The sequence below is a fragment of the Streptomyces sp. 142MFCol3.1 genome (assembly GCF_000424945.1).
Classification (GTDB): domain Bacteria; phylum Actinomycetota; class Actinomycetes; order Streptomycetales; family Streptomycetaceae; genus Streptomyces; species Streptomyces siamensis.
Window position 1 is genome coordinate 203,393 of sequence record NZ_AUKV01000004.1, and the last position, 21,915, is coordinate 225,307.

The 21,915-nt window shown below is 72.0% G+C and carries 21 protein-coding genes; 10 read left to right on the forward strand and 11 right to left on the reverse strand.

Going from position 1 to position 21,915, the window contains the following annotated elements:
* Positions 1-10: 10 nt before the first annotated feature.
* Both H305_RS0107350 and H305_RS0107355 read right to left on the reverse strand, forming a co-directional pair.
* Entirely contained in the window at positions 11-484 is a 474-nt protein-coding gene (locus H305_RS0107350; RefSeq protein WP_028799836.1) for a hypothetical protein, read from the reverse strand.
* A 31-nt stretch (positions 485-515) separates the two neighbouring features.
* Positions 516-1,298 (reverse strand): helix-turn-helix transcriptional regulator, encoded by a 783-nt coding sequence (locus H305_RS0107355; protein WP_037762881.1) that lies wholly within the window; start codon positions 1,296-1,298, stop codon positions 516-518.
* A gap of 487 nt (positions 1,299-1,785) precedes the next feature.
* Between H305_RS0107355 and H305_RS0107360 the strand changes: the two genes are divergently transcribed.
* Positions 1,786-2,646, forward strand: a complete 861-nt coding sequence (locus H305_RS0107360; protein ID WP_028799838.1) for a fructosamine kinase family protein — start codon at positions 1,786-1,788, stop codon at positions 2,644-2,646.
* A 342-nt stretch (positions 2,647-2,988) separates the two neighbouring features.
* Here the strand turns inward: H305_RS0107360 and H305_RS0107365 are convergent, their stop codons facing one another.
* On the reverse strand, positions 2,989-4,467 hold the full coding sequence (locus H305_RS0107365) for a glutamate-cysteine ligase family protein (RefSeq protein WP_028799839.1): 1,479 nt from the start codon (positions 4,465-4,467) through the stop codon (positions 2,989-2,991).
* A gap of 366 nt (positions 4,468-4,833) precedes the next feature.
* On the opposite strand from H305_RS0107365, the gene H305_RS44820 reads away from it, so the two are divergent.
* Together H305_RS44820 and H305_RS44825 are read left to right on the forward strand one after the other, a co-directional pair.
* Positions 4,834-5,646: a GntR family transcriptional regulator gene (locus tag H305_RS44820; protein ID WP_051370412.1), complete on the forward strand. Its 813-nt coding sequence runs from the start codon at positions 4,834-4,836 to the stop codon at positions 5,644-5,646.
* Positions 5,647-5,651: 5 nt separating this feature from the next.
* Positions 5,652-6,926: an MFS transporter gene (locus H305_RS44825; RefSeq protein WP_078628929.1), complete on the forward strand. Its 1,275-nt coding sequence runs from the start codon at positions 5,652-5,654 to the stop codon at positions 6,924-6,926.
* Between the two features lie 320 nt (positions 6,927-7,246).
* Here H305_RS44825 and H305_RS0107380 read toward each other — a convergent pair whose 3' ends face one another.
* Entirely contained in the window at positions 7,247-7,780 is a 534-nt protein-coding gene (locus tag H305_RS0107380) for a MarR family winged helix-turn-helix transcriptional regulator (protein WP_028799840.1), read from the reverse strand.
* 61 nt (positions 7,781-7,841) lie between these two features.
* Here H305_RS0107380 and H305_RS0107385 point away from each other — a divergent pair, with 61 nt between their 5' ends.
* Complete coding sequence (locus tag H305_RS0107385) at positions 7,842-9,086, forward strand: MFS transporter (RefSeq protein WP_028799841.1); 1,245 nt, start codon at positions 7,842-7,844, stop codon at positions 9,084-9,086.
* Between the two features lie 82 nt (positions 9,087-9,168).
* On the opposite strand, the gene H305_RS0107390 is transcribed toward H305_RS0107385, so the two are convergent.
* Positions 9,169-9,846 (reverse strand): adenosylcobinamide amidohydrolase, encoded by a 678-nt coding sequence (locus tag H305_RS0107390; protein ID WP_028799842.1) that lies wholly within the window; start codon positions 9,844-9,846, stop codon positions 9,169-9,171.
* 186 nt (positions 9,847-10,032) lie between these two features.
* Between H305_RS0107390 and H305_RS44830 the strand changes: the two genes are divergently transcribed.
* Positions 10,033-10,770 (forward strand): YoaK family protein, encoded by a 738-nt coding sequence (locus H305_RS44830; RefSeq protein ID WP_051370413.1) that lies wholly within the window; start codon positions 10,033-10,035, stop codon positions 10,768-10,770.
* Positions 10,771-10,870: 100 nt separating this feature from the next.
* Here the strand turns inward: H305_RS44830 and H305_RS0107400 are convergent, their stop codons facing one another.
* Together H305_RS0107400 and H305_RS0107405 are read right to left on the reverse strand one after the other, a co-directional pair.
* A complete protein-coding gene (locus tag H305_RS0107400; protein WP_028799843.1) occupies positions 10,871-12,253 on the reverse strand; it encodes an alkaline phosphatase PhoX in 1,383 nt (460 codons plus the stop codon).
* 138 nt (positions 12,254-12,391) lie between these two features.
* Positions 12,392-12,733 carry a VOC family protein gene (locus tag H305_RS0107405; protein ID WP_028799844.1) on the reverse strand — a complete coding sequence of 114 codons (342 nt, stop codon included), beginning with the start codon at positions 12,731-12,733 and terminating at the stop codon, positions 12,392-12,394.
* A gap of 181 nt (positions 12,734-12,914) precedes the next feature.
* On the opposite strand from H305_RS0107405, the gene H305_RS53280 reads away from it, so the two are divergent.
* Together H305_RS53280 and H305_RS0107415 are read left to right on the forward strand one after the other, a co-directional pair.
* Entirely contained in the window at positions 12,915-13,085 is a 171-nt protein-coding gene (locus H305_RS53280) for a hypothetical protein (RefSeq protein WP_158690484.1), read from the forward strand.
* Positions 13,086-13,440: 355 nt separating this feature from the next.
* Entirely contained in the window at positions 13,441-15,516 is a 2,076-nt protein-coding gene (locus H305_RS0107415; RefSeq protein ID WP_234020643.1) for an ATP-binding SpoIIE family protein phosphatase, read from the forward strand.
* Positions 15,517-15,527: 11 nt separating this feature from the next.
* On the opposite strand, the gene H305_RS53285 is transcribed toward H305_RS0107415, so the two are convergent.
* Together H305_RS53285 and H305_RS0107425 are read right to left on the reverse strand one after the other, a co-directional pair.
* The gene (locus H305_RS53285) at positions 15,528-15,665 is read right to left on the reverse strand and encodes a hypothetical protein (RefSeq protein WP_158690485.1); all 138 of its coding nucleotides are present in this window, start codon (positions 15,663-15,665) and stop codon (positions 15,528-15,530) included.
* Positions 15,666-15,764: 99 nt separating this feature from the next.
* The gene (locus tag H305_RS0107425) at positions 15,765-17,321 is read right to left on the reverse strand and encodes a MerC domain-containing protein (RefSeq protein WP_028799846.1); all 1,557 of its coding nucleotides are present in this window, start codon (positions 17,319-17,321) and stop codon (positions 15,765-15,767) included.
* 199 nt (positions 17,322-17,520) lie between these two features.
* Between H305_RS0107425 and H305_RS0107435 the strand changes: the two genes are divergently transcribed.
* Positions 17,521-18,114, forward strand: coding sequence for an MFS transporter (locus tag H305_RS0107435; RefSeq protein ID WP_158690486.1), 594 nt, complete (start codon positions 17,521-17,523; stop codon positions 18,112-18,114).
* Between the two features lie 10 nt (positions 18,115-18,124).
* On the opposite strand, the gene H305_RS0107440 is transcribed toward H305_RS0107435, so the two are convergent.
* Positions 18,125-18,805 carry a flavin reductase family protein gene (locus tag H305_RS0107440; protein WP_051370414.1) on the reverse strand — a complete coding sequence of 227 codons (681 nt, stop codon included), beginning with the start codon at positions 18,803-18,805 and terminating at the stop codon, positions 18,125-18,127.
* Positions 18,806-18,901: 96 nt separating this feature from the next.
* A complete protein-coding gene (locus tag H305_RS0107445) occupies positions 18,902-19,867 on the reverse strand; it encodes an asparaginase (RefSeq protein WP_028799850.1) in 966 nt (321 codons plus the stop codon).
* A gap of 333 nt (positions 19,868-20,200) precedes the next feature.
* On the opposite strand from H305_RS0107445, the gene H305_RS0107450 reads away from it, so the two are divergent.
* Together H305_RS0107450 and H305_RS0107455 are read left to right on the forward strand one after the other, a co-directional pair.
* On the forward strand, positions 20,201-20,587 hold the full coding sequence (locus H305_RS0107450; protein ID WP_028799851.1) for a DoxX family protein: 387 nt from the start codon (positions 20,201-20,203) through the stop codon (positions 20,585-20,587).
* A gap of 112 nt (positions 20,588-20,699) precedes the next feature.
* Entirely contained in the window at positions 20,700-21,890 is a 1,191-nt protein-coding gene (locus tag H305_RS0107455; RefSeq protein ID WP_028799852.1) for an NAD(P)/FAD-dependent oxidoreductase, read from the forward strand.
* Positions 21,891-21,915: the final 25 nt, after the last annotated feature.

The following is a 21,915-nucleotide window of genomic DNA, read 5'->3' on the forward strand; positions in this document are numbered from 1 at the left end:
CCGGGCGGGTCTAGTTGTCGAACCAGACCACCAGGCGGACGTTCTCCGCCCCGTGGCGCTTGGCCAGGGCGCGCATCACCGTCCACACGTCACCCCAGTCCTCGTCCCGCAGCACCTGCCGCCGGGTGAGCCGGTCCTCGGGTCTCGACCGCACCGTGTTGGGGAGCTCCTGTTCGTCCCAGTCCGCGGCCGTCAACTCGGCCCAGCTGATCCATGAGGCGCTGTGGGCGTCCCCGTCCTCCCACTCGAAGGCTCGTGCGACGGCCCGGGAGGCGTCCGGCGGGAAGCCCCGCTGCGCCGCAAGAGGCTCGAACGACGCGTTGCGGACGCCGAAGAGGCAGCCGAACGCCTCGTAGGACCTGCCGTCGTAGACATGGCACAGGTCCATGGCCCGGTGCCAGCGGAGGAAGAGTTCGTCGTCGGGTTCGGAGGCGTCGATGTGACTGTTCCGGACCTCGATGAACCCATGGATGTCTGTTCCCATGGGCGTGATCCTCACATTCGGTGCGCGTGCCTCACCAGCGGTTTTCCACCGCGTAGCGCGTGGCGACGAGGCCGAGCCGCTGCGCGCGGAGCACCGTGGTGATGCGGTCGCGGGTGCCCAGTTTGCGGTAGATGTTCTCGATGTGCTTGTGCACCGTGCGTTCGGAGATGCCGAGGCGGCGGCCGATGGCCGCCGCCGTGAGGGCGTCGACGAGCAGGAGCAGAACGGTCGTCTCGCGGGGCGTCAGGGTATTGGCAGCGGAGGGCGCGCCGCGCGAGCCCGCGGAGGCGTCCGGGACGGCCAGCCGCTGCCAGCTCTCCAGCAGTTGCCGTTGCTCGTCCACCGCCGCCAGCAGCGGCTGGAGACGCCGGGCGACACGGACCTGGTCGTCGGTGAAGTCCGCACCGGAGCGGTAGATGAGACACCCCGTGATGGGGGTCTTCGACTGCGGCAGTGGAATCGCCAGAACGTGATCGAGGTCCATGATCTCGCCCAGGAGTCCGGCGGTCCGGCTCGCGGGCCATGCGCGTCCCGCCGCCCGACGGGCCGTGACGGGCTCCCGGTCGTCCCCGGTCCCGTAGTGCTGCGCGAACGGGTAACCCGCGCGCAGCAGGCCGAGGGCCTCGTCCCCGAGCCGGCCGAACTCCGCGGCCGCACCGGGTGACAGACCGAGCGTCCCGCTGCTCTCGTTCCAGTCGTCGAGCTTGTAGATCAGGGCGTCGGCACCGAGCAGTTGCGGCAGCGACTGAGCCAGCAGCGGCCACAGACGGTCGGGTTCGCGTTCGTGGAGTGCAGCCACGGCCAGCGACACCATGCGTTCGTAGGCTCCGTCCAGCCCGTTCGCCACGTGTCCTCTCCGCTCGTCGACGTACGCAGTTCTGCCCATACCGGAGCGGCCGCAGCTGCACCAGACTTCAACCGGGCAACACCGAAGTCACGGATGTACTCCAGCACATCGAAACTCCGGCACCTGCGGCGGGGTTCAACAGACCAGGCGGGGAGGTCTGTTGGACCTCTGCTTCCGGTGTGCCCGGCAGACTCCGTGCGGGCCGCCGGCACGGGGGAGCGGCGGCCCGCACGGTGGCGTGCCCTTCCCGGAGCACGGCGGCCGGTACGGTGGCGTACCCGCATGGAGCCGCGGTGCGTGCCGTCCGGGAGTGCCGCGGCCGGCACGCCGGTGTGCCCGGCGCGGCAGATCCGGCCCAGCCGAGCGCGGGCCGCGGCGATACGCTCGGGTGCGACCACGGAAGGTTGCCCATGCACGCAGTCCCGCCTCGTGCCCCGTCGGCCCCGGCGCGCCCATGACCTCCGAGGGGCCGAGTGCCGCGGTGGCACGGATCACCGGGCGCCCGGTGACCGGCGAACACCGGCTGTCGGCGACGCTCGCCGAAGTCACCCTCGACGGTGGGCAGCCGGTGATGGCCAAGCTCGGTGACGGTCCCGGCGCGGTGCAGGCGGAGGCGGCCGGACTGCGATGGCTGAGCGAGGCCGGCGCGGTGCCGGTCCCGACGGTCCGCGGCCACGACCAGCGGTGGCTGGTGACCGATCGGGTTCCGCCCGGCCGGCCGGACGCCGCGGCGGCGGCCCGCTTCGGCAGGGCCCTGGCCGCGCTGCACGCGGCCGGCGCGCCCGCGTTCGGCGCCGCACCCCCCGGCGGACCGTGCGACGCGTACATCGGTCGCGCCCCGATGCGCAACGTCACCGGCACCGACTGGCCCGCCTGGTACGCCGAACACCGGGTGCTGCCGTATCTGCGCCGTGCGGTCGACGACGGCACGATCCGCCGCGCGGAAGCCGCTGTCGTCGAACGCGTCGCGGAACGGCTGCCCCGACTCGCGGGCCCCGCCGAGCCACCCGCCAGGCTGCACGGTGACCTGTGGAGCGGCAATGTGCTGTGGGGCGCCGACGGGGACGCCTGGCTGATCGACCCTGCCGCACACGGCGGGCACCGCGAGACCGATCTGGCGATGCTCCAGCTCTTCGGATTCCCGCATCTCGCCCAGGTGCTGGGCGCCTATCAGGAGGCGGCGCCGCTCGCCGAGGGCTGGGCGGACCGGGTGGGACTGCACCAGCTCTTTCCGCTGCTGGTGCACGCGGTGCTCTTCGGCCGTGGTTATGCCGAGCAGGCCCTCGCCGTGGCACGGGCGGCATCCGCGGACTGAGCCGTGGGCGCCGCCCGGCGCGACCACCTCGTACAGGTGCCGGTAGGTGCCGTACGACGGCAGGGTGAGCAGGTTCGGCACACCGTGGTGCGCCGGCGGGCCCGCCGAGAGGGTGAAGCCCACGGAAGCAACGCGGTGTCGAACTGCCGTGCCGGGACGGCGCCTTCACCGGTGGGACCCGTCGGGGAAGGGACGCGGTGGGTGTGCCGGATGACCAGCGCCTCAGGACTCGGCGCCATTCCGGCATGGTCGCAGGGGCGCGCGAGCCGGCGCGCCGGGCATTCGGGTGTGACACCGGCTCGGCGGACTCCAGCTCCGCCGGTCTGTCCGGGGCGCCCTCCGTCAGTCGACCGGCCAGGTGTGGACCGGGGCGTTGAGGTGCATGTAGTCGATGTACATCTGCGTCATCCGGCGCAGGGCCTCATGGCGGCCCGAACGGGCGGACGCCTCGATGCGGTGGCACATCTCCTTCTGCCAGACCGCTCCGTTGCGGCCGGCGACGCAGCGCTGCTCGATGATGCCGAGCAGCGGCTCGCGCCAGGACTCGTCCATGCCTGAGTGCTCCAGCCCGCGGTGCGCCAGTGGCAGCAGGCGCCGCAGGACGAGCTCGGGGACCGGAACCTCGCCCATCCCCGGCCAGTACAGCCGAGCGTCGATGCCGTGCCGCGCCGCCGTGTGCAGATTGTCCTCTGCGGCCGAGAAGGACATCCGCGACCACACCGGCCGGTCCTCCTCGACCAGCGCGCGGGTGAGCCCGTAGTAGAAGGCGCCGTTGGCGAGGGTGTCCGCGACGGTCGGGCCGGCGGGCAGGACACGGTTCTCCACCCGTACGTGCGGCATGTCGTGGGCGATGGCGTAGACGGGCCGGTTCCAGCGGTAGATCGTGCCGTTGTGCAGGGTGAGCTCGGCCAGTTCGGGGACGTCGCCACGGTCCAGCGTCTGTGCGGGGTCCTGCTCGTCGCACAGCGGCAACAGGGCCGGGAAGTAGCGCAGGTTCTCCTCGAAGAGGTCGAAGACGCTGTTGATCCAGCGCTCGCCGAACCACACCCGGGGGCGCACCCCTTGCACCTTGATCTCCTGCGGGCGGGTGTCGGTGGCCTGCTCGAACAGCGGGATGCGGGTCTCGTGCCACAGTTCCTTGCCCAGCAGGAACGGCGAGTTGGCCGCCAGTGCGACCTGGACCCCGGCGATGGCCTGCGCCGCGTTCCAGTAGTCGGCGAACTCCTCGGGGGACACCTGGAGATGGAACTGGGTGCTGGTGCACGCCGCCTCCGGAGTGATCGTCTCCGAGTAGGTCCGCAGCCGGTCGACACCGTCCACCTCGATCAGCAGGTCCTCTCCCCGGGCCGCGAAGACCTGGTCGTTGATCAGCCGGTAGCGGGGGTTCTCCGACAGGGCGGCCTCGCCGACGTCCTGCTCCCTCAGTGTGGGGAGGATTCCGATCATGATCAGGTTCGTGCCGACCGACTTGGCCCGTTCGTCCGCGTGGTTCAGCGCGTCGCGGATCTCGGACTCCCAGTCGTCGGGGCCGCCCGCCGTCAGATGGCGGGGCGGGACGTTGATCTCCAGGTTGAAGCGGCCCAGCTCGGTGGACCAGGCGGGATCGGTGATCGCTTCGAGCACGTCGCTGTTGCGCATCGCCGGTTCCGCCGCGTCGTCGACCAGGTTCAGCTCGATCTCGAGTCCGACCTGGGGCCGCTCGGACTCGAACCGTTCATCGCGCAGCATCTGCGCGAACGCGTCGAGGCACTCGTGCATCTTGATCCGGTACCGGCGGCGGTCCTCGCGGGTGAAGACCAGCGCCGGAACGTCCCGTCCCATCGGCCCTCCCGGCTTCCCCCTCCTCGGACAGCTCTCCTTTCAAGCGTCGCACCACCGGCCGACCCCGACCAGGCGAGACGGAGATCGCCGTCCGGCGCGGCCCCGCTGCCGCGGCAGGTGTGCGGCCCGAGGACGCACGGCTACGAGCACACCTGAGTGCCACCGAGATCCACACAGGCCGGGCAGGCCGCATCGCCCCAGCTCAAGGCGGCCTCTCCCGCATTCGATCAAGCCGCCGGCAGGTCGCCCGTAGCCACCCGAGCGCCCTGCGTATTGCTGCTCCAGTAGCTTTCACGCGGTGCAGTAGCTTTCCAACGCCGCCTGGAATTCCCAGGTGTGGCCCAGCCGAGCACCGGAGAGTCGCACATGCCCAGACAGGCCTCGTACCTCGCAGTGGCCGACGCGCTGAGCGCGCGGATCGTCGCGGGGGAGTGGGCGGCCGGGGAACGTCTGCCCTCCCGGGCCCGGCTCGCCCAGGAGTACGGCGTAGGGCGCAACGTCACGCAGCGCGCCGTGGACCACTTGATCGTCAAGGGCCTCCTCGAAGGACGTGCGGGCTCGGGCACCTTCGTGTGCGTGCCACGCGAACGTCTGCTGATGGTGCGTTCGCGACACCGCGAGCGACGGGGCGGCACCCCCACCCTCGTCGGCGGGGCGGAGCGGGGCATGGCCGGCGCCTGGGACGCGCACAGCCAGGTGCGCGTTCCCGCCCCCGAGGCGATCGCCGAGCGGCTCGCCATCGGCACCGGCGGTCTCTGTGTCCGCACGCACTACGAGTTCCTCGCCGACGGGCACCCGGTGCAGCTCTCCGACTCCTGGGAGGCGATGGCGATCACGGGCGGAACGCCGGTCGTGCTGCCCGAGATGGGCCCCCTCGCGGGCAAGGGGGTGGTGGCGCGGATGCGCTCCATCGGCGTGGAGGTCGAGACCGTGGTCGAGGTGCCGCGCCCGGCCCGCGCCACTCAGGAGCAGGCGAACCTCCTGGGGATCGGCGTCGGGGACCTGGTGCTCCGGATCGAGCGGACCCTCTACGACACCGACGGACGCCCGGTGGAAACAGCCGACATGGTCATTCCGGACGCCCGACGGGAGGTGGCCTACGAGTTCGGGATCGACCGGCGTCAACTGCCGAGGCCCCACGGCCACTTCTCGCAGCCGACACCGAGCGACGGCAGGTGACCGACGTGCCGTCCCCTGCCGGTGGTGCACTCCTGCGCGACCCGGACTTCGGGCGGCTGTTCGCCGCCACCGCACTCGGCCAGCTGGGCGATCGCATCATCTTCCTGGCGTTGCCGCTGGTCGCGATCGTGGCCCTGCACGCCGACGAGCTCCGGGTCGGACTGCTCACCGCCATGACCACGGCCGGCTCGCTCCTGGTCGGGCTCCCGGCGGGCGCCTGGGTGGACCACCTGCGCAAGCGCTCGGTGATGGTTTGCACCGATCTCGTGAGGGCGCTGGTCCTGCTGACGGTACCGACGGCGTGGTGGGCTGGTCTGCTGACGATCTGGTGGCTGTACACGGTGGCCTTTGTCCACGGCGTGCTGACGGTGTTCTTCGACGTGGCGTACGTCAGCTACCTGCCGCACCTGGTGGGGCGCGCCAGACTCGTGGAGGGCAACTCGAAACTCTCGGCGGTGCGTTCGGTGACCAGTATCAGCGGGCCGGCGCTGGCGGGCCCCCTGGTCGGCCTGGTGGGCGCGCCCGCGACGCTTCTGGCGAGTTCCGCCGGAATGGCCGCGTCGGGGTTCCTCGCGATCGGTATCCGCAAGGGCGAACGGAAGCCGGAGACGGTCGAACACCCGCCTGTGTGCCGGGACATCAAGGAGGGACTGAAGTTCGTCCTCGGACATCCCGTGCTGCGCGCCACCATTCTGGGGGACGCGATCTTCAACCTCTTCCTGGTCATGTACCAGGCCATGCTGCTGGTCTTCCTGGAGCGGGAGATCGGCCTCGGGTCGTACGGGATCGGACTCGTTCTGTCGGGCATGGGATGCGGTGCCCTGCTGGGCGCACTGCTGGCGACCAGACTCTCCGCACGGGTCGGACAGGGACCGCTCATCTGGCTGGCGCCGCTCGTCACTTGCCCGCTGACGGCCCTGATGCCGCTGGCGCGACCTGGCTGGAGCCTGTGCGTGGCGGCGGCAGGACTCGCGGCGCTCTCGCTGGGTGGGGTGGTCCGGGTGGTGGCTCAGTCGAGCCTCCAGCAGGGCCTCACCCCGGATCGGCTCCTGGGCCGGATGAGCGCGACGGCCCGGTTCGTGTCGTGGGGAGGCCTTCCGCTGGGCGGGGTCCTGGGCGGAGTCTCGGGCGCGGTGTCCGGAGCAAGGGCCACGCTCTGTATCGGCGCCGTCGGTATGACGCTGAGCATGCTCCCGTGCTTCCTCTCGCCGCTTCGTACGCTGCGCGAGCTGCCCGAAGCCGTTCCGCTGCGCCCGGCCGGCCGCCGCGGGAGCAGGTGACGTGCCGCCCCCCACGAGCGGGGCTCCGCGCTGTCGGAGCTCGCTGGCAGGATGCGCGGCACGACCGCAGCCACCGCCGCCGACTACGGCTGGATGCGCTCCTCATCCTCGCTGTCAGGCGCTGGAGACCGGGTACACCTTGGTCCTGGCGCGGCGGGTGTCGCCGGAGGTACTGACCGCCCGTCGCCGACGGCCGGTCGACGTCGGGATCGGCGCTGAGCCCGTCGCCGACCGCCGGGCGGGCCAGGGACACGGTCGCCTAAGAAGGCGGCGTGGGGAGACGGGACACGGACCCCGCGGGGGCCCGCCCCGGCGGCGGCTCAGTCGTCGGCGGACTCCACGCCCGCCGTCTCGATGCTGAGCGTCATCTTTTTCAACAGTGCGGCCAGGGTGGCCCGTTCGTCGGCGTCGAGGACGTGCACCACCTCGTCCTCGGACCGTCCGCGCCCGTGCATCGCCTTGCGCCACAGGTCCACGCCGGCCTCGGTCACCTCGATCTCGACGCGGCGCCGGTCGTCCGGTGAGGGTTTGCGCCGGATCCAGCCCGCCTTCTCCAGCGCGTCGATCCGTCCGGTCATCCCGGCGTTGCTGATGCCGAGGTCCTCGGCCAGCCGCGTCGGGCTGGCACGGCCCGGGGTGTCCCGGATCATCAGCATGTGCAGGGTGACGTACTCGTGCTCGTGGAGACCGAGTTCGGACAGCGCCGCCTGCGAGGCCTGTTTCCAGTGCCGTACCAGCCGCTGGCAGCGGGTCACGATCGCCTCGACGTCGTCCTCGAACCCCACGTCGATCCAGTGGTCGCGCCACCGGGCGACGTGTCGGTCGGTCCAGTCCTGGGGCTCCTCGTCGGCCATGGTTCTACTCTAGCGAATATTACGTTGACGAATAATTCGCCAGCGAAGTAATCTCCGCGGCATGCCCACCACCACCGCCGCAGCCCCGTCGGCCGCCGTCGGGCGGTTCACGCCGCTGCGGCACTCCAACTTCCGGCTGCTGGTCACCGGCACCGCCACCAGCGCCCTCGGCAATGCCATCACGCCGATCGCGCTCGCTTTCGCGGTGCTCGACCTGGGCGGCTCGGCCGCCCAGCTGGGAATCGTGGTCGCGGCGTACGCGGCCGCGGAGGTCGTGACCGCCCTGTTCGGCGGGGTGCTCGGCGACCGCGTGAAGCGACAGCTGATGCTGGAGGGCTCGTCGGCCGCGTGCGTGCTCACACAAGGGCTCGTCGCCGTGCTGGTGATCGGCGGGTGGGCCACCGTACCTCTGCTCGCGGTGATCGGCGCGGTCAACGGATGCCTCGGCGCGCTGGCCCAGCCCTCCTCGTCGGCGATGACCCGCGCCACCGTGCCCGAGACACTGCTCGGCCCGGCGGTCGCGCTGCGCTCGCTGCTGCAGACCTCGGCCCAGGTGATCGGCTTCGCCGTCGGCGGAGTCCTGGTCGCGGCCGTCGGCGCGGGGTGGGCGATAGCGGTCGACGCGGCCACCTTCGCGGTGGCGGCGTACTGCTTCTCCCGGCTGACCGTCCCCCAGACACGCGCCGAGGGCGGTCGCGGTGCGATCCTCGCGGACCTGGGAGAAGGGCTCCGCGAGGTGCTGCGCCACCGGTGGCTGGTCCTGCTGCTCGTACAGGCGCTGCTCTACCATCTCTTCTTCGGCGGCGCGCAGTCCGTGCTCGGGCCGATCGTGGTCGGCGAGGACATCGGCCGCTCCGCCTGGGGTTTCTCGATGGGCGCGATGATGGTCGGCTTCGTCGTCGGCGGACTTGTCTGCCTGCGCTGGCGGCCGCGCCGCGCGCTCCTCACCGGAACCCTGCTGCTCTCGCTCACCGCGGCGTTCCCCCTGGCGATGGCCGTGCACCCGACCTTGTCGCTCGTACTGGCCGGCGCGTTCGTCCACGGGTTCGGGCTCCAGATCTTCGACGTGTTCTGGCAGCTGTCGATCCAGGAGAACGTCCCCGAGGACAAGCTGGCCCGGGTCTACTCCTTCGACATGGTGGGCTCGTTCGTGGCCCGCCCGGTCGGCCTCCTGCTCACCGGTCCGGTCGCCACCGCCGTCGGCCTGCACGCCTGGCTGGTCGTGGTCGCCGCCGTGATGGGCGGGTCCGCGCTGTTCTCGACCCTCTTGCGCGACGTACGCGGGCTCGAACGAAAAGACGCCTGAGCACAGCCCGGCGGGTCGAGGCGCCTCGCACGCTCCCGCGTCGGCAACTGCCCTGCGGACACCGGCCGGTCGGACGTGGGGGTCAGGGCGCGGCCGCGGTGCGCACAGCGCCGTGGACGGCCCGGGCGAGTCGGGCGCCCCACAGGGAACGCGGCCCGGCGAAGGAGTGGACCTCCTCGCCGGGGCGGGCGACGCGCGCGGCGACGCAGACGGCGTCGGTGGGGGTGCCGGAGCAGTCGTAGCCGACGTCGAGAAGGGCCTGCACCTTGGCTTCGGTGGCGGTCGCCACGGCATTCACAAGTGCTGCGTCGGTGAGCGGTACCGGCAGCGCCACCACGATGTTGATCGTGCCCGGCCGGTAGGGCACCGGCGTGCCCTCGGCGGGGGAGGCGGCCCACCCGCGGACACCGAGCCCGGCGGTGGCGACCGCCTCGGCGCCACCGTCGTACGCCCGGCCGTGGCCGGCGACGTCGGCCGCCGTCAGCAGACCGACTCCCGGGCCGTGCGCGCCCGCCTCACGGGCCAGGTCGGCGAGGTGCCGTTCGGGGTCGGTGCGCCGGTAGCCGTGGGCGACCTGGGCGTTGAGGACCCAGACCCGCTCCCCGATGCCGCCGCCGAGCACGGCGCTGCTGATCATCCGCCAGCCGGCGCCCGCCCGCCACAGGAGGGCGTGCAGCCGCTCGCCGTCCTCGACCCGGTCGAGCTGCTGCGCGGCCCGCAGGCCGGTGGCGGTACGGGGAGGCGGGACGACAGCGGTCACCGGGCGGAACTCCTATGGTGCGGGGACCGGGTGATCGTACCCGGACACCCCTGTGCCGCCCCGGCGGCCCAGGACCCCTCGGTCCCGCCCGTCGGCGGCCTCGACCGGACCTCCATTGGCGGCACGTCGGTCACGCGTCGGCCCCGGCACCCGCCGGTGAGGAGCCGCCTTGCCGAGACTGGCCCCATGCGCGAAGAATCCGTACCACCGGAGTCGGGCGACCGACGCGAACGTCAGCAGATCGTCGTCATGGCGACGCTCACCGTCCTGGCGGGCGCGGTCGACGCGGTCAGCTTCCTGACGATGGGACACGTCTTCACCGCGCTCGCCACGGGAAACCTGCTGTTCCTGGCCTTCGCCGTCGCCGAGGCGGGACAGCTGCCGGTGGCCCGCCCGGCCTTCGCCCTGATCGCCTTCGCACTGGGGGCCGCGGTCGGAGGCCTGGGCACGAGCCGGCTCGTCGCCCGCCACCGGCACTGGTTCGCCGTGGCGCTCGTCGTCGAAGGGGCACTCCTCGCGCTCGCCGGCGCGGTAGCGCTGTGGCGCCACGGTCACGGCTCACTGACCGCGCACCCGGACCTGCTCGTCATCGTCATCGTGGCCTTCACCATGGGCCTGCGCGCGGACACCGCCGTGCGCGCGGCCGTCCCCGGCATGCCGACCCTGCTCATCCAGATGTCGCTGGTGCGCCTCATCCTCGACTTCGCGGCACCGGCACCCGCGACCCCGCACCGGCGCATGACGCGTCTCCGTTTCGTCGCGACCGTGGCCGGCATCTTCGTCGGCGGAGTGCTCGGTACGCTCATGACGCCCTGGGGGACGGGCCGGGCACTGCTCGTCATCGCGGGGGTGGTCCTCGTCATCGCGTTGCTCTACGTCCTTCTCCCGCGCTATCGCCTGCTCGCGTCCGAGCTCGTCGGCTGAGCCGGCCGCACGGGAATCCACCGCCGCCCGTCACCGTGGTCGTCACAGTGGCGACCACGGTGACGGGCGGGAGCGCATGCGCGTTCAGGCGGACGCGAACCTAGCCGCGCCAGGGTCCCGTGACCGCGAAGGTCGTCCCGGGCGTATAGCAGTTCACGTACATCGTCCGGCCGTCCGGCGAGAACGTGACGCCCGCGAACTCGCCCCACTCCGGCGCCTGCGGGGTGCCGATGTTCTGGGCGCCCCGCGCCATGGCGTACACCTCGCCGCGTCGCGTCACCCCGAACACGTGCTGCGCGCCGTTGCCGTCCTCACAGACCATGAGCCCGCCGCTCGGGGCGAGACAGATGTTGTCGGGGGACTCGCCGGGGAGCTGCACGTCGGTGCCGGGCCCGAAGACGATCACGAGGGTGAGGCGGCGGGCCGACGGGTCGTAGCGCCAGATCTGGCCGTAGTGGTCGGCGGCCGAGCCGTCCGCGCTGCGGGCGAAGGAGGAGACGAAGTACACGCACGAGCCGCCCCAGTAGCAGCCCTCCAGCTTCTGCGCGTGCGTGATGCCCTTCGGGCCGAAGTCCTGGAGGCGGACGGGCGTCCGGGCGGCCAGCGGATCCGGTACGTCCACCCACTCGATGCCGTCGAAGGCCGCGCCCGGCTCCTGGACGGAGGAGAGGTCCGGTACGCCGGGCACCCGCATCGCCTGGAGCCGTCCTCCCGCCCGCAGTGAACCCGTGCCGCCGTGCGGCTTGTCGGGCAGGAAGCGGTAGAAGAGGCCGAACGGTTTGAGGAACGCGTCCTCCGTCTCGTAGACGATGCCCCGCTCGGGGTCGACGGCGATCGCCTCGTGCTGGAAGCGGCCCATCGCGGTGAGCGGCACGGCTCCGGTGCGATGCGGATCCGCGGGGTCGACCTCGAAGATGAAGCCGTGGTCCTTGGTGTAGCCGTTGGTGCCGGCCTGGTCCTCGGTCTCCTCACAGGTCAGCCAGGTGCCCCAAGGCGTGGGTCCACCGGCGCAGTTGACGGCCGTGCCGGCGATGGCGACGCGCTCCGCGAGCACCTCTCCGTGCCGGTCCAGCGTCAGGGAGGTACAACCGCCCTTGCCCATCGGGTCGTACGTGAGGCCCTTTACGTTCGGGACCGGGATCGTCGCGGTGGCGCGGTTCTCGTGATTGCGGACCAGGTGGACGCCGCCGTGACGTGCGGCGAACGCGGCCATGCCGTCGTGGTTGCTGGGAACCGGGCCCTCGCCGGAGCGGAGCTGGTCTCCTTCACGGGACAGGACGCGGTAGCGGAATCCTTTGGGCAGGTCGAGCATGCCGTTCGGGTCGGGGATCAGCGGGCCGTACCCGCGGTGGCCGAGGCTCTGCGCGGCGGCGGTGCCCGCGAAGAGTTCGGAGAGGTTACCGGCGAAGGCGATCGACGCACTCAACGCGGCGGTGCGGGCGAAGACTTGACGTCGTGTCGCCGTGCGGCCGTTTTCGGGCATGGGGCAACCTTCCTGCTGGCGGACAGGAGTGTGACCCGCTTGTGTGTATCACGCGGCCGGGGTTGCCGGAACCACTCGCGCCATACCTGCCACTCGTGGCGCACCGGCCGGTGCAGGGGACGCACGGGCACGCACGTGTCAGACCGGAGTGCCGCCGAACCCGATCTGGTTGCCGTCGGGATCCCTGTACGTGACCTTGCGGACGCCGTTGGCGTAGGTCTCGCGGTTCATGGGTTCAAGACCGCGCTCGGAGATCCCGGCGACGCGGGTGTCGAGGTCGTCGACGAACAGCGTGTGCATGGCGTGGCCGGCGTGTTCGGGCCGCAGCTCGATGTACACGTAGCGGTGTTCGGCCAGCTCCCACACGGCTTCACGGTCGTTCGGGATCAGTGTCGGCGGGAAGCCGAGGAGCCGCCCGTACCAGGTGAGCGCCGATTCGTAGTCGTTGACCGAGATGCCTGCGAACAGTTCGACGGACATGACGCCATAGTAGTTCCGGCCGCGCGGTCGCACGCCGTATCGCTCACCGTCCGTCATGCGCCGCAACGCCGTGTCACGAGCGTTTTGCCGGCGTGCACCCGGCGCGAGGCCCGCGGGCGAGGGATCCCGCCTGATCCGCGCCGGCGACAGCTCTGTACAGTCCGTGGCGAGGGGGTGCGGGGTGGCCGACCGGAGCTGGGACGACGACACCGAATTCCGCCGGGCCGTGTGGCGGTCCCGGCTCATGGTGGCGGTCGCCTCGTGCTGCTGGCTCGTGGTCGTCGGATTCGTCCTCCTCGCCGTCTTCGGCACAGGTGCCTTCGTGACGCTGGTGGACGTGCTCGACAGGTAGCCCGCCGTGCCCGTCGAGGACCTTGCACCGACCTCCTCCCGGGCCTCGCCGTGCGAGCCGGGCTGCCCCCGGAGTAGCGGTACGGGCGAGAGCGCGCCCCGCACGACGGCTGCAGCGAGCGGATCACCGGTACGGACCCGACCCACCCACCACCGGAGTGCGCGCGTGCGCACGAGTGTGGCAAGGCGTTGTCAGCGGTCTCGGGCGGACACGGAGCCTTGATCATGAGGTGGGCGCCGATGCCCGTGGGGCCGACGCCGGTCGGAGATATCCGGGCGATCGGCGTACCGTCGTGAGTGTGGAGCCCCCGGCCGACGGCCTTCTGTCACGTGCGGCGCACGAGCTCGGATCGAAGGTGGACGAGCTGACAGCCGACGTGGAGCAATGCCTGCGGCGCGAACTTCCCGCGTTGTGGGAAGAGCCGGACGTGGCGCGGATGGTCTCGGCGAACATCATCGACCACGTCCGCGCCTCGCTGTCCGCTCTGGAGACCTCCGTCGAGCCGCGCCGCCTCGAGCCGCCGGCCGCCGACGCGGAGCGGGCGCGCCGGCTGGCCCGCTACGGCATGCCTCTCAGCACGGCACTGCGGGCCCTGCGGCTGGGGCAGCGGATCGTCAACGACAGGCTGCTCGCCGAGATCCCCCGGCTCACCGGCGATCCGGTGCAGGTCGCCGCGGCGGCGCGCCGCCTGGTCGAGTTCTCGACGATGTACGTGGACCGCGCGGCGGAGCAGGGCGCCGCGGCATTCCAGGAGGAGCGGGACCGCCGGCTGCGGTGCCGGCTGACCATGGTGAACGAGGCGAGCATGCGCATCGGGACCACCCTCGACATCGCCCGTACCGCGCAGGAACTGGCGGACTTCGCCACGGGGCGCTTCGCCGACCTCGTCACCGTCGACCTGCTCGACGCCGCGCTCAGCGGGCAGGACAGCGTGCCGCCGGGCCCGCTGGAGCTGCGCCGGACCGCGCAGTGCCCGGTCACCAGGACGGGGCTCCGGTCGGGCATCGCGCCGCAGCAGCACCACACCTGCCCGGACGGATCGCCGACGGCCTACGCCCTCGCCACCGCGCGCCCCTGCCGGCACCAGATGGACCGGCCGGGTGACCCGCGGCGGTTCCACTCGACGCTGGTGGTGCCGCTGAAGGCGCGGGGCGCCGTCCTGGGCGTCGCCGAGTTCTTCCGGTACAGCAATCCCGTCCGCTACGACGACGAGGATCTGCTCCTGGCCCAGGAGATCGCCGCCAGGGCCGCGGTCGCCGTCGACAACGCGCGCCGCTACACGAACGCCCGCGCGACCGCCCTGACCCTCCAGCGCAGTCTTCTCCCGCGCCACGCGCCGCAGCAGTCGGCCGCGGAGGTCGCCTGCCGGTACCTGCCGGCCGGCTCCGAGGCCGGGGTGGGCGGCGACTGGTACGACGTCATCCCGCTGTCCGGCGCCCGGGTGGCCCTCGTGGTGGGCGACGTGGTCGGCCACGGCATCCGCGCGGCCGCCACCATGGGCCGCCTGCGTACGGCCGTACGCACTCTGGCCCACATCGACCTGCCGCCCGACGAACTCCTGACCCACCTCGACGACGTCGTGCTCCACCTGTCCGCCGAAGCCTCCACCGACCCGGACGCAGAGGAGGCCGAAGGCGACATCGGGGCGACCTGCCTGTACGCGGTCTACGACCCGGTCGCCCGCCGCTGCACCCTGGCACGCGCGGGGCACGTGCCGCCGGCGGTGGTGATCCGTGACGGGAAGGCGGACGTGCTGGACCTGCCTCCCGGCCCGCCGCTCGGACTGGGCGGTCTGCCGTTCGAGACCCTGGAGATCGAGCTGCCCGAAGGCAGCCTGATCGCCCTGTACACCGACGGTCTGATCGAGGGCCGCGACCACGACGCCGACGGGGGACTGGCCACGCTGCGGCGGACGCTCGTGCAGCCGGATCCCTTCCTGGAGAGCATCTGCGACAGAGCGCTCGAGGCCCTGCTGCCCGACCGGCCCGACGACGACGTCGCCCTGCTTCTCGCTCGCACCCACGTCCTGGGGGCCGACCGGGTCGCCTCCTGGGACCTCGAGGCCGACCCCGCGGTCGTCGCGCGGGCCCGTTCGGAGGTGTCCCGGCAGTTGCGGGAGTGGGGGCTGGAGGAGCTCGACTTCACCGCCGAGCTGGTGGTCAGCGAACTGGTCACCAACGCGATCCGCTACGGCCTGCCCCCGATCAGCCTGCGCCTGATCCATGACGGCACGCTCTTGTGCGAGGTCTCCGACGCCGCCAGCACCACACCGCATCTGCGCCGGGCACGGACCTTCGACGAGGGCGGGCGCGGCCTCCTGCTGGTCGCCCAGCTCGCCGAGCAGTGGGGGACCCGTCACGCCCGGCGCGGCAAGACGGTCTGGGCCGAGCTGAACGCGTCCACCGAGTTCCCGGTGCACGTCTTCGAATAGCCGGGGGCCGCTCACACGGTCGCCGAGTCCGGGCGGAAGGTCACCGGACCGGCCGGCGTGTCGATGCGGCCCGGCGTGTCGCCCGGTGAGAGGCCCAGGCCGAGGGCGTGCGACGGGTCCTCGCAGGACAGGAAGGCGCTCGCCGTCACGCTGCGCGTGCGGGCCTCGGCAACGAGTCGAGGCGAGCGGTGACGCTGCGGGCACCGCCCTGTGACCCCGTGACCGGGGGGTGTGGAAGCCGGGGCGCGTCAGTACCCGAGGCTCGTCGTGTAGGCGCACTCGGTGTACGTGTAGCCCGGCGACAGCTTGGCGGTGTCGGAGGCCGGGGTCCTTCCCGCTCCGGTCCGGGACTTGTGCACGAAGTAGGTGGTGCCGACGGGCAGCCGGATGGTCCGCTGCGGATAGTGCTTGCCGCTGTCGCCGCACGGTTCGAAGCCGATCCCCAGGGTGCTGCCGAGGGAGTACGAGGTGCAGCTGCCGCAGGCCTTGAGGGTGAGGCTGCCGGTCACCGGCCCGGTGTACAGGACCGTGATGTCGTCCGGGCTGTCGTTCTTCACCGTGACGGTGATGCTGCCGCCCGACGCCGTGGTCGGCAGGCGCTTGCCGGCTGCGGGCACTGTCTCGGCGACCTCCGCGGCGATGGCTATCTTCTTGGCGCGCGCCCGGTTCTTGTGGTGCGGGTTGTTCTCGACGAACTCGTTCATCGTGGTGAGGGCTTGGCTGAAGCTGCCGTCCTCGTACTGGTCCACACCGCAGGTGTACGTACCCGAACTCGCGCTCTTGCGCGCCCGGTCGGCGTCCTTGCCGAGCGCGTCGGCGAGGCCCGCCTGCTCACCGGGCAGCCCGCGGACCTGTCCGGAGAGACCCTCCAGGCGCTTGACGGCCGCACAGGGGTCGTCGCCGCCCACCGACTTCACCGCCTTGTCGACAGCGGATCTCACGGCGGGCTCGACCTTCCCGGCCTGCTCGGACTTCGGGAACGTCGACAGCAGCTCCCCGAACTGCGTGGTCCAGGTGGCGGCTCCGCCGTCGAGCGAGTCCGCCGCGCACTCGTAGAGCGATGTGGCGAGTCGGTCGTCGGGCCAGGTGGCCAGGTCTCCGAGGTCCTTCTCGCCCATCGTGCGGGGGACGGTGCGGAGATACTTGAGCGGCGCTACGGCGTCGCAGTACTCCTTCTCCTCGTAGGGCGAGGCGACGGTGGCGTAGTAGGTCTGGAGCCGGGCGGGGACCCGTCGGGCCGCCCGTGACCCCGGATGGTCCTCGCTCAGTCCGTCGTAGACCGCCAGGGCCCGGCGGTAGTCGGCTTCGGCCGTCTGGAAGCGCTGCTTCCCGGACGCCTTGACCAGCTCGTCCGCCCGGTCGAGCCGGTCCAGCAGCATCTGCTCGACGGCTTCGTCACGCGCCCCGTCGTACAGGACCACGCCACCTGCGGGGACGGCCAGCAGCACGATGCCCAGCGCGGCGGCGATCAGCATGTTCGGCGGCCACGACAATCGGGTCCGCAGCCCCACGCGCGCACCGTGCGCGGCCGCGAGTACCAGGAAGCCGAGGTAGAGGACGACCACGGCACCGGGGACCCCGTCCGGGTCCGCGGGCAGGGCCGCCACGAGCATGATCGCCGTCGCGATCCAGCATGCGGCCATCAGCCCCCAGCGGTGTGCCAAGGCGTATCCGACGCCGAGTCCGCAGAGATTCAGCAACCCCACCGCGACGGCCCGCCAGGGGTCCGCGGGCGCGGGCGGCGGAGCGGCCGGCATCGGTGGAACGACGAAGTCGTCACGTGCGCCATCGTGGTTCCAGGACATGACGGCTCCCCCGGTCGATCACGCCCGAAGTTCTATGACTTGTCAGGGTACGGTCAGTCGGTTCGTGGCGACAGAGGGTGCGTCGTGGGCGTTCACGGGATTTGTCGTCCGGGCGGGCGCCGTGCGCGCGGCGAGCAGCCGAGGAGCGGCTTCGGAGCCCGTTCCGGGGGCCGCCGTGAAGGTGAGGATGCGCTGTCCCGTGTCCTGCGCGAGGTGGAGCATCTCGAACCGGGAGCTGGCCGGGTTCGGCGGAATCATCGGCCCCAAGGTCATCGGAACGGTCGGCACCAGGAACGCCCTCGTGGCCGGGTTCCTCGTCCAGGCCGCGGCCACCGTCCCGCTCGTCTTCCTCGGCGCCGGGTCGGGGTGGATCTACGTCCTGCTGGCCACGACGTTCGCGGGAGGCGTCGCCAACCTGGTGGTCATCGTCGGATTCATGGTCACGGCCACCTCCCGCCTCCCCGACGAAGAACAGGGCCTGGCCAACGGGTTGGCCACGATGAGCCAGCAGATCGGCATCACCATGGGCATCCCGGTCATGTCGGACGTCGCCACCGCCAGGATCCACAGCTTCGACGTCCAGGATGCCCACGCCGTACTGAGCGGGGTGAGCGTCGCCCTGACCGCGAACGCCGCGGCGTGCTTCCTCGCCGCCTTCCTGCTCGCCCTGACCCTGCGCGCGACGGAGCGGGACATGGTGCGGGTGAGCGGCTGGTCCCTCCTCGACCGCTGGGCACGGGACTTGGGCAGTTCGAGGGCACGCCGGGCCTTTCGGCCCCAGGGGACGCGGTGATGCCGCACGGTCAGCGGATGTCGGCGGAGCCCGGTGGGTGCGGTGTGTCCGAGCGGAACGAATGACCGAGCTCGTCGCCCAGCCCGAAGTAATGACGGAAGTTGTACACGAGCGGGCTCCAAGCCGTCGGGTCGATGTGCTGTGTGCCGGGGACGACCAGGTCCGGATCGGCGTGCACGGTGAGGACCTGCGCCTCCACGATCAGGAAGTCGCCGCCCGCGTCGCGCCGTGCCCGCACGGCGCGGGCCTCCAGTTGCAGCGGGCACTCGGCGACGCGGGGCGGGCGGACCGCCTCGGACGGTGCGGGGTGCAGTCCCGCGGCGCCGAACTTGTCGCGCTCGAAGCGGAAGGCCGCCTTCTTCTCCTCGGGCAGCGGGTCGCGCCCGCTCAGCGGGGCCAGCCGCTCGACCGCCCGCCACTGGTGCGGAGCGGGGAGACTGATCACCAAGTCCGGCCTGGACACCAGGTTGTGGGCCGTCTGCCCAGAGGTCCCGAGGCCGAGGACGACGACCTGCCCCAGGGCCCAGGCCGAGGACATGGGCGCGAGATTGAACGAGCCGTCCTCGTTCTCGGTGGACAGCAGCACGACAGGCGTACCGAAGTAGAGAATGCGCGGCTCGACGGTGATGCGGTCACCATGGCCGCTCGGACGGTGACCCGTGCGTGACAGGGTCGCTCGGTTGGGGCTCATGACCGCCAATGTAGGTACGCGAAGGTTCGGCCCTCGCCGAAGTGTCGCGGGCACGCCCCCGGCGCCGCGGAGGCGGACCCGCGGTCCGGGTGGAGATCAGCCGACGAGAGCCGCGAACGCACGGCGGATGCGCGCGAGGTCCGCACCGTCGGACAGCAACGCCTGGAGCAGCAGGCGTGCCTTCGGCGCGTCGAGGAACCCCGCCGAGAGCAGTCCCCGGCCGAGCAGGTCGTGCTCGGAGCCCGGACCGCTGTAGGTGCGGCTCAGTATCGGGCCGGCGCCGGTGCGCGAGGCGAGGACGACCGGCATGCGTGCGGCGAGCCGTTCCAGAGGTTCCACGAACCACTCTGGAAGGTGACCCGCGCCGAAGGCTGCCACGACGAGGCCGTCGAACCGGTCGTCGATCGCCTCGAGGAGTTCCCCGCGGTCGCCCAGCGACACCGTGAGCAGCGCGACCCGCGCCGCGCGGAGCAGCCGCAGAGGGCGATCGGTGAGCGGGGCGGGCGGCCGCAACAGGACGCGCGGCCGCCCCTCGACCACCGAACCGAGAGGACCCGCCCCGGGTGAGGCGAAGGTGGTGACGGACGTGCTGTGGGTCTTGCGGACGTGCCGGGCCGCATGGATCTCGTCGGCGAGGACCACGAGCGCACCGAGGCCCCGGCATCCGCTGTCGTCCGCGACGGCGATGGCGCCGGCCAGGTTCGCCGGGCCGTCCGCGCCCGGCAGATCGGGACGCCGCATCGCGCCGGTGACCACCACGGGACGGTGATGCGCGCACAGCAGGTCCAGCAGGAACGCGGACTCCTCGATGGTGTCCGTCCCCTGCACCACGACCGCGCCGGAGCCCGCGGCCCCCGCCGAGTCGATCAGTGCGGCGAGTTCGGCGAGGTCGTCCACGGTGAGGTTCGAGCTCGGGATCCTCCGGAAATCGTAGAGGCGCACGTCGACGTCGGGGGACGGTGCGAGCTGCGCCAGGACCTCGGCGCCGGTCAGCCGGCCGGCACCCCCGCGGGCAGCGGAGATCGTTCCGCCGAGGGTGAATACGGTGACGCTGCCTGCCATCTCGCGACTCCACTCGTCCCTGCGCGACGGCCTCTCACGACGGATCGCCCGGCGCGCGCTCGCAGGCCGACGCCCCCTACTCCGGGATCTCACGCAGTCAGCGGCAGAGGCGCGGCTCCGGCCTGCGAGAGCGTACCCGCGGCTCCCGTGACCTCCGGTGAGCGACGGCCTCGTGACGGAGGCTCACGTCCGTCCCGTACGGGATCCACTGCCGGCGGAGTGATCCGCGTCACGCGCTGTCACGGCGGCCGCCCGCGCGGTGTCTTGAGGCCGCACCCCTGGAATCGGCCGGCCCGTGGAGAGGGCCGGACACCGGACACGAAGGAGCACCTCATGAACCTCGCGCTGTGGATCGCCACCGGACTGCTCGCCGTGGTCGCCCTGGCCGGCGGCATCACCAAGGTGTTCGTGCCCAAGGAGAGACTGGCCGAGGCGCCCGGCGGCGAATGGACCGCGGACGCCGGCGCCGGCTTCGTCCGGAGACTCGGATTCCTCGAACTCGCCGCCGCGGTCGGCCTGATACTCCCCGCCGTGGCCGACGTCGCACCGGTTCTGGTGCCCGTGACAGCCGTCTGCTGGGTCCTGCTGATGATCGGCGCGATGATCACGCACTTCCGCCACGGCGGCCTCGACAGGTTCGTCGCCCTGAATCTGATCTACCTCGCCCTCGCGGCCTTCATCGCATGGGGGCGCTTCGGCCCCGAGTCCTTCACCGCCTGACCGGCAGATCCTTCCATCGACCCCACCCCTCGGAGTGATCCGCGTCACGCGCTGTCACAGCGGCCGACCGCGCGGTGTCTTGAGGCCGGACCCCTGGAACCAAGGAGAGACGATGAACGAGAACACCGATGTGGTCGTGATCGGCGGAGGCTACGCCGGTGTCATGGCCGCCAATCGCCTGACACAGCGTGCCGACGTGACAGTGACCTTGATCAACCCGCGCCCGGCCTTCGTCGAGCGCATCCGCCTGCACCAGCTCGTGGCCGGATCCGACGACGCCGTCGTCGAGTACACGAAGGTGCTGGGCAAGGGCGTCCGTCTCGTGGTCGACACGGTGGCACGCATCGACGCGGCCGGGCGCAGCGTGGCGCTGGCGACCGGTGGCACGGTCCGCTACGACTACCTCGTCTACGCGGTGGGCAGTAACAGCGCGGCCCCGCGCGTACCCGGAGCGGCCGAGCACGCCTACCCGCTCGGCGGCCTCGAAGAGGCGGAACGGCTGCGGTCGGTCCTCGTCGCGGCGCCCGCCACGGCCGCGGTGACCGTGGTCGGCGCCGGCCCCAGCGGCATCGAGACCGCGGCCGAGCTGGCCGAGGAGGGGCGCGCCGTGACCCTGGTGTGCGGCGGTGCGCTCGGCCCCTACCTGCACCCGCGGGGGCGACGCTCGGTCGCCGGGCGGCTCGCCCGGCTCGGTGTGACCGTGCTCGACGGTCCCGGTACGAAGGTGACGGGCGTGACGCACGACGCCGTACAGCTCGCCGACGGCCGCGAACTGCCCAGCGCCGTCACCGTCTGGACCGTCGGGTTCGGCGTGCCGGACCTGGCCGCGCGCAGCGGGCTGAGCACCGATGCCTCGGGCCGCCTGCTCACGGACGAGACGCTGACCAGCGTGGACGACGAGCGGATCGTCGCGGGCGGGGACTCGGCGGCACCGTCGGACCTGCCGTTCCGGATGAGCTGCCAGGCCGCGGGACCCCTGGGCGCGCACGCCGCCGACACCGTGCTCCACCGGATCGCGGGCGAGCGACCCGGACCCGTCGCCCTCGGCTTCGTCGGCCAGTGCATCAGCCTGGGACGCCGAGGCGGCATCTTCCAGTTCGCCCACCGGAACGACACCGCGATGCGGCTCCACGTCGGCGGACGTGCCGGTGCGAAGCTCAAGCAGCTCGTGTGCTGGGGCACCGTCAAGCAGCTGGTCGACGAGGCGCGCAAGCCCGGCTCGCTCAGCTGGGCCTGGGCCAAGGACGACACGCGCGAGCAGGCGCTGCGTGCCCTGCACGGCGAGACACCGGTCGCACGCTGAACCGGCGACGGGCGACGGGCGGCAC

What these genes read in the sequence shown, in the direction of transcription:
- H305_RS0107350 (WP_028799836.1), bottom strand. Translation starts at nt 484, where the DNA reads ATGGGAACAGACATCCATGGGTTCATCGAGGTCCGGAACAGTCACATC.
- H305_RS0107355 (WP_037762881.1), bottom strand. Translation starts at nt 1,298, where the DNA reads ATGGTGTCGCTGGCCGTGGCTGCACTCCACGAACGCGAACCCGACCGT.
- H305_RS0107360 (WP_028799838.1), top strand. Translation starts at nt 1,786, where the DNA reads ATGACCTCCGAGGGGCCGAGTGCCGCGGTGGCACGGATCACCGGGCGC.
- H305_RS0107365 (WP_028799839.1), bottom strand. Translation starts at nt 4,467, where the DNA reads ATGGGACGGGACGTTCCGGCGCTGGTCTTCACCCGCGAGGACCGCCGC.
- H305_RS44820 (WP_051370412.1), top strand. Translation starts at nt 4,834, where the DNA reads ATGCCCAGACAGGCCTCGTACCTCGCAGTGGCCGACGCGCTGAGCGCG.
- H305_RS0107380 (WP_028799840.1), bottom strand. Translation starts at nt 7,780, where the DNA reads ATGGCCGACGAGGAGCCCCAGGACTGGACCGACCGACACGTCGCCCGG.
- H305_RS0107385 (WP_028799841.1), top strand. Translation starts at nt 7,842, where the DNA reads ATGCCCACCACCACCGCCGCAGCCCCGTCGGCCGCCGTCGGGCGGTTC.
- H305_RS44830 (WP_051370413.1), top strand. Translation starts at nt 10,033, where the DNA reads ATGCGCGAAGAATCCGTACCACCGGAGTCGGGCGACCGACGCGAACGT.
- H305_RS0107400 (WP_028799843.1), bottom strand. Translation starts at nt 12,253, where the DNA reads ATGCCCGAAAACGGCCGCACGGCGACACGACGTCAAGTCTTCGCCCGC.
- H305_RS0107405 (WP_028799844.1), bottom strand. Translation starts at nt 12,733, where the DNA reads ATGTCCGTCGAACTGTTCGCAGGCATCTCGGTCAACGACTACGAATCG.
- H305_RS0107425 (WP_028799846.1), bottom strand. Translation starts at nt 17,321, where the DNA reads ATGTCCTGGAACCACGATGGCGCACGTGACGACTTCGTCGTTCCACCG.
- H305_RS0107440 (WP_051370414.1), bottom strand. Translation starts at nt 18,805, where the DNA reads ATGAGCCCCAACCGAGCGACCCTGTCACGCACGGGTCACCGTCCGAGC.
- H305_RS0107445 (WP_028799850.1), bottom strand. Translation starts at nt 19,867, where the DNA reads ATGGCAGGCAGCGTCACCGTATTCACCCTCGGCGGAACGATCTCCGCT.
- H305_RS0107450 (WP_028799851.1), top strand. Translation starts at nt 20,201, where the DNA reads ATGAACCTCGCGCTGTGGATCGCCACCGGACTGCTCGCCGTGGTCGCC.
- H305_RS0107455 (WP_028799852.1), top strand. Translation starts at nt 20,700, where the DNA reads ATGAACGAGAACACCGATGTGGTCGTGATCGGCGGAGGCTACGCCGGT.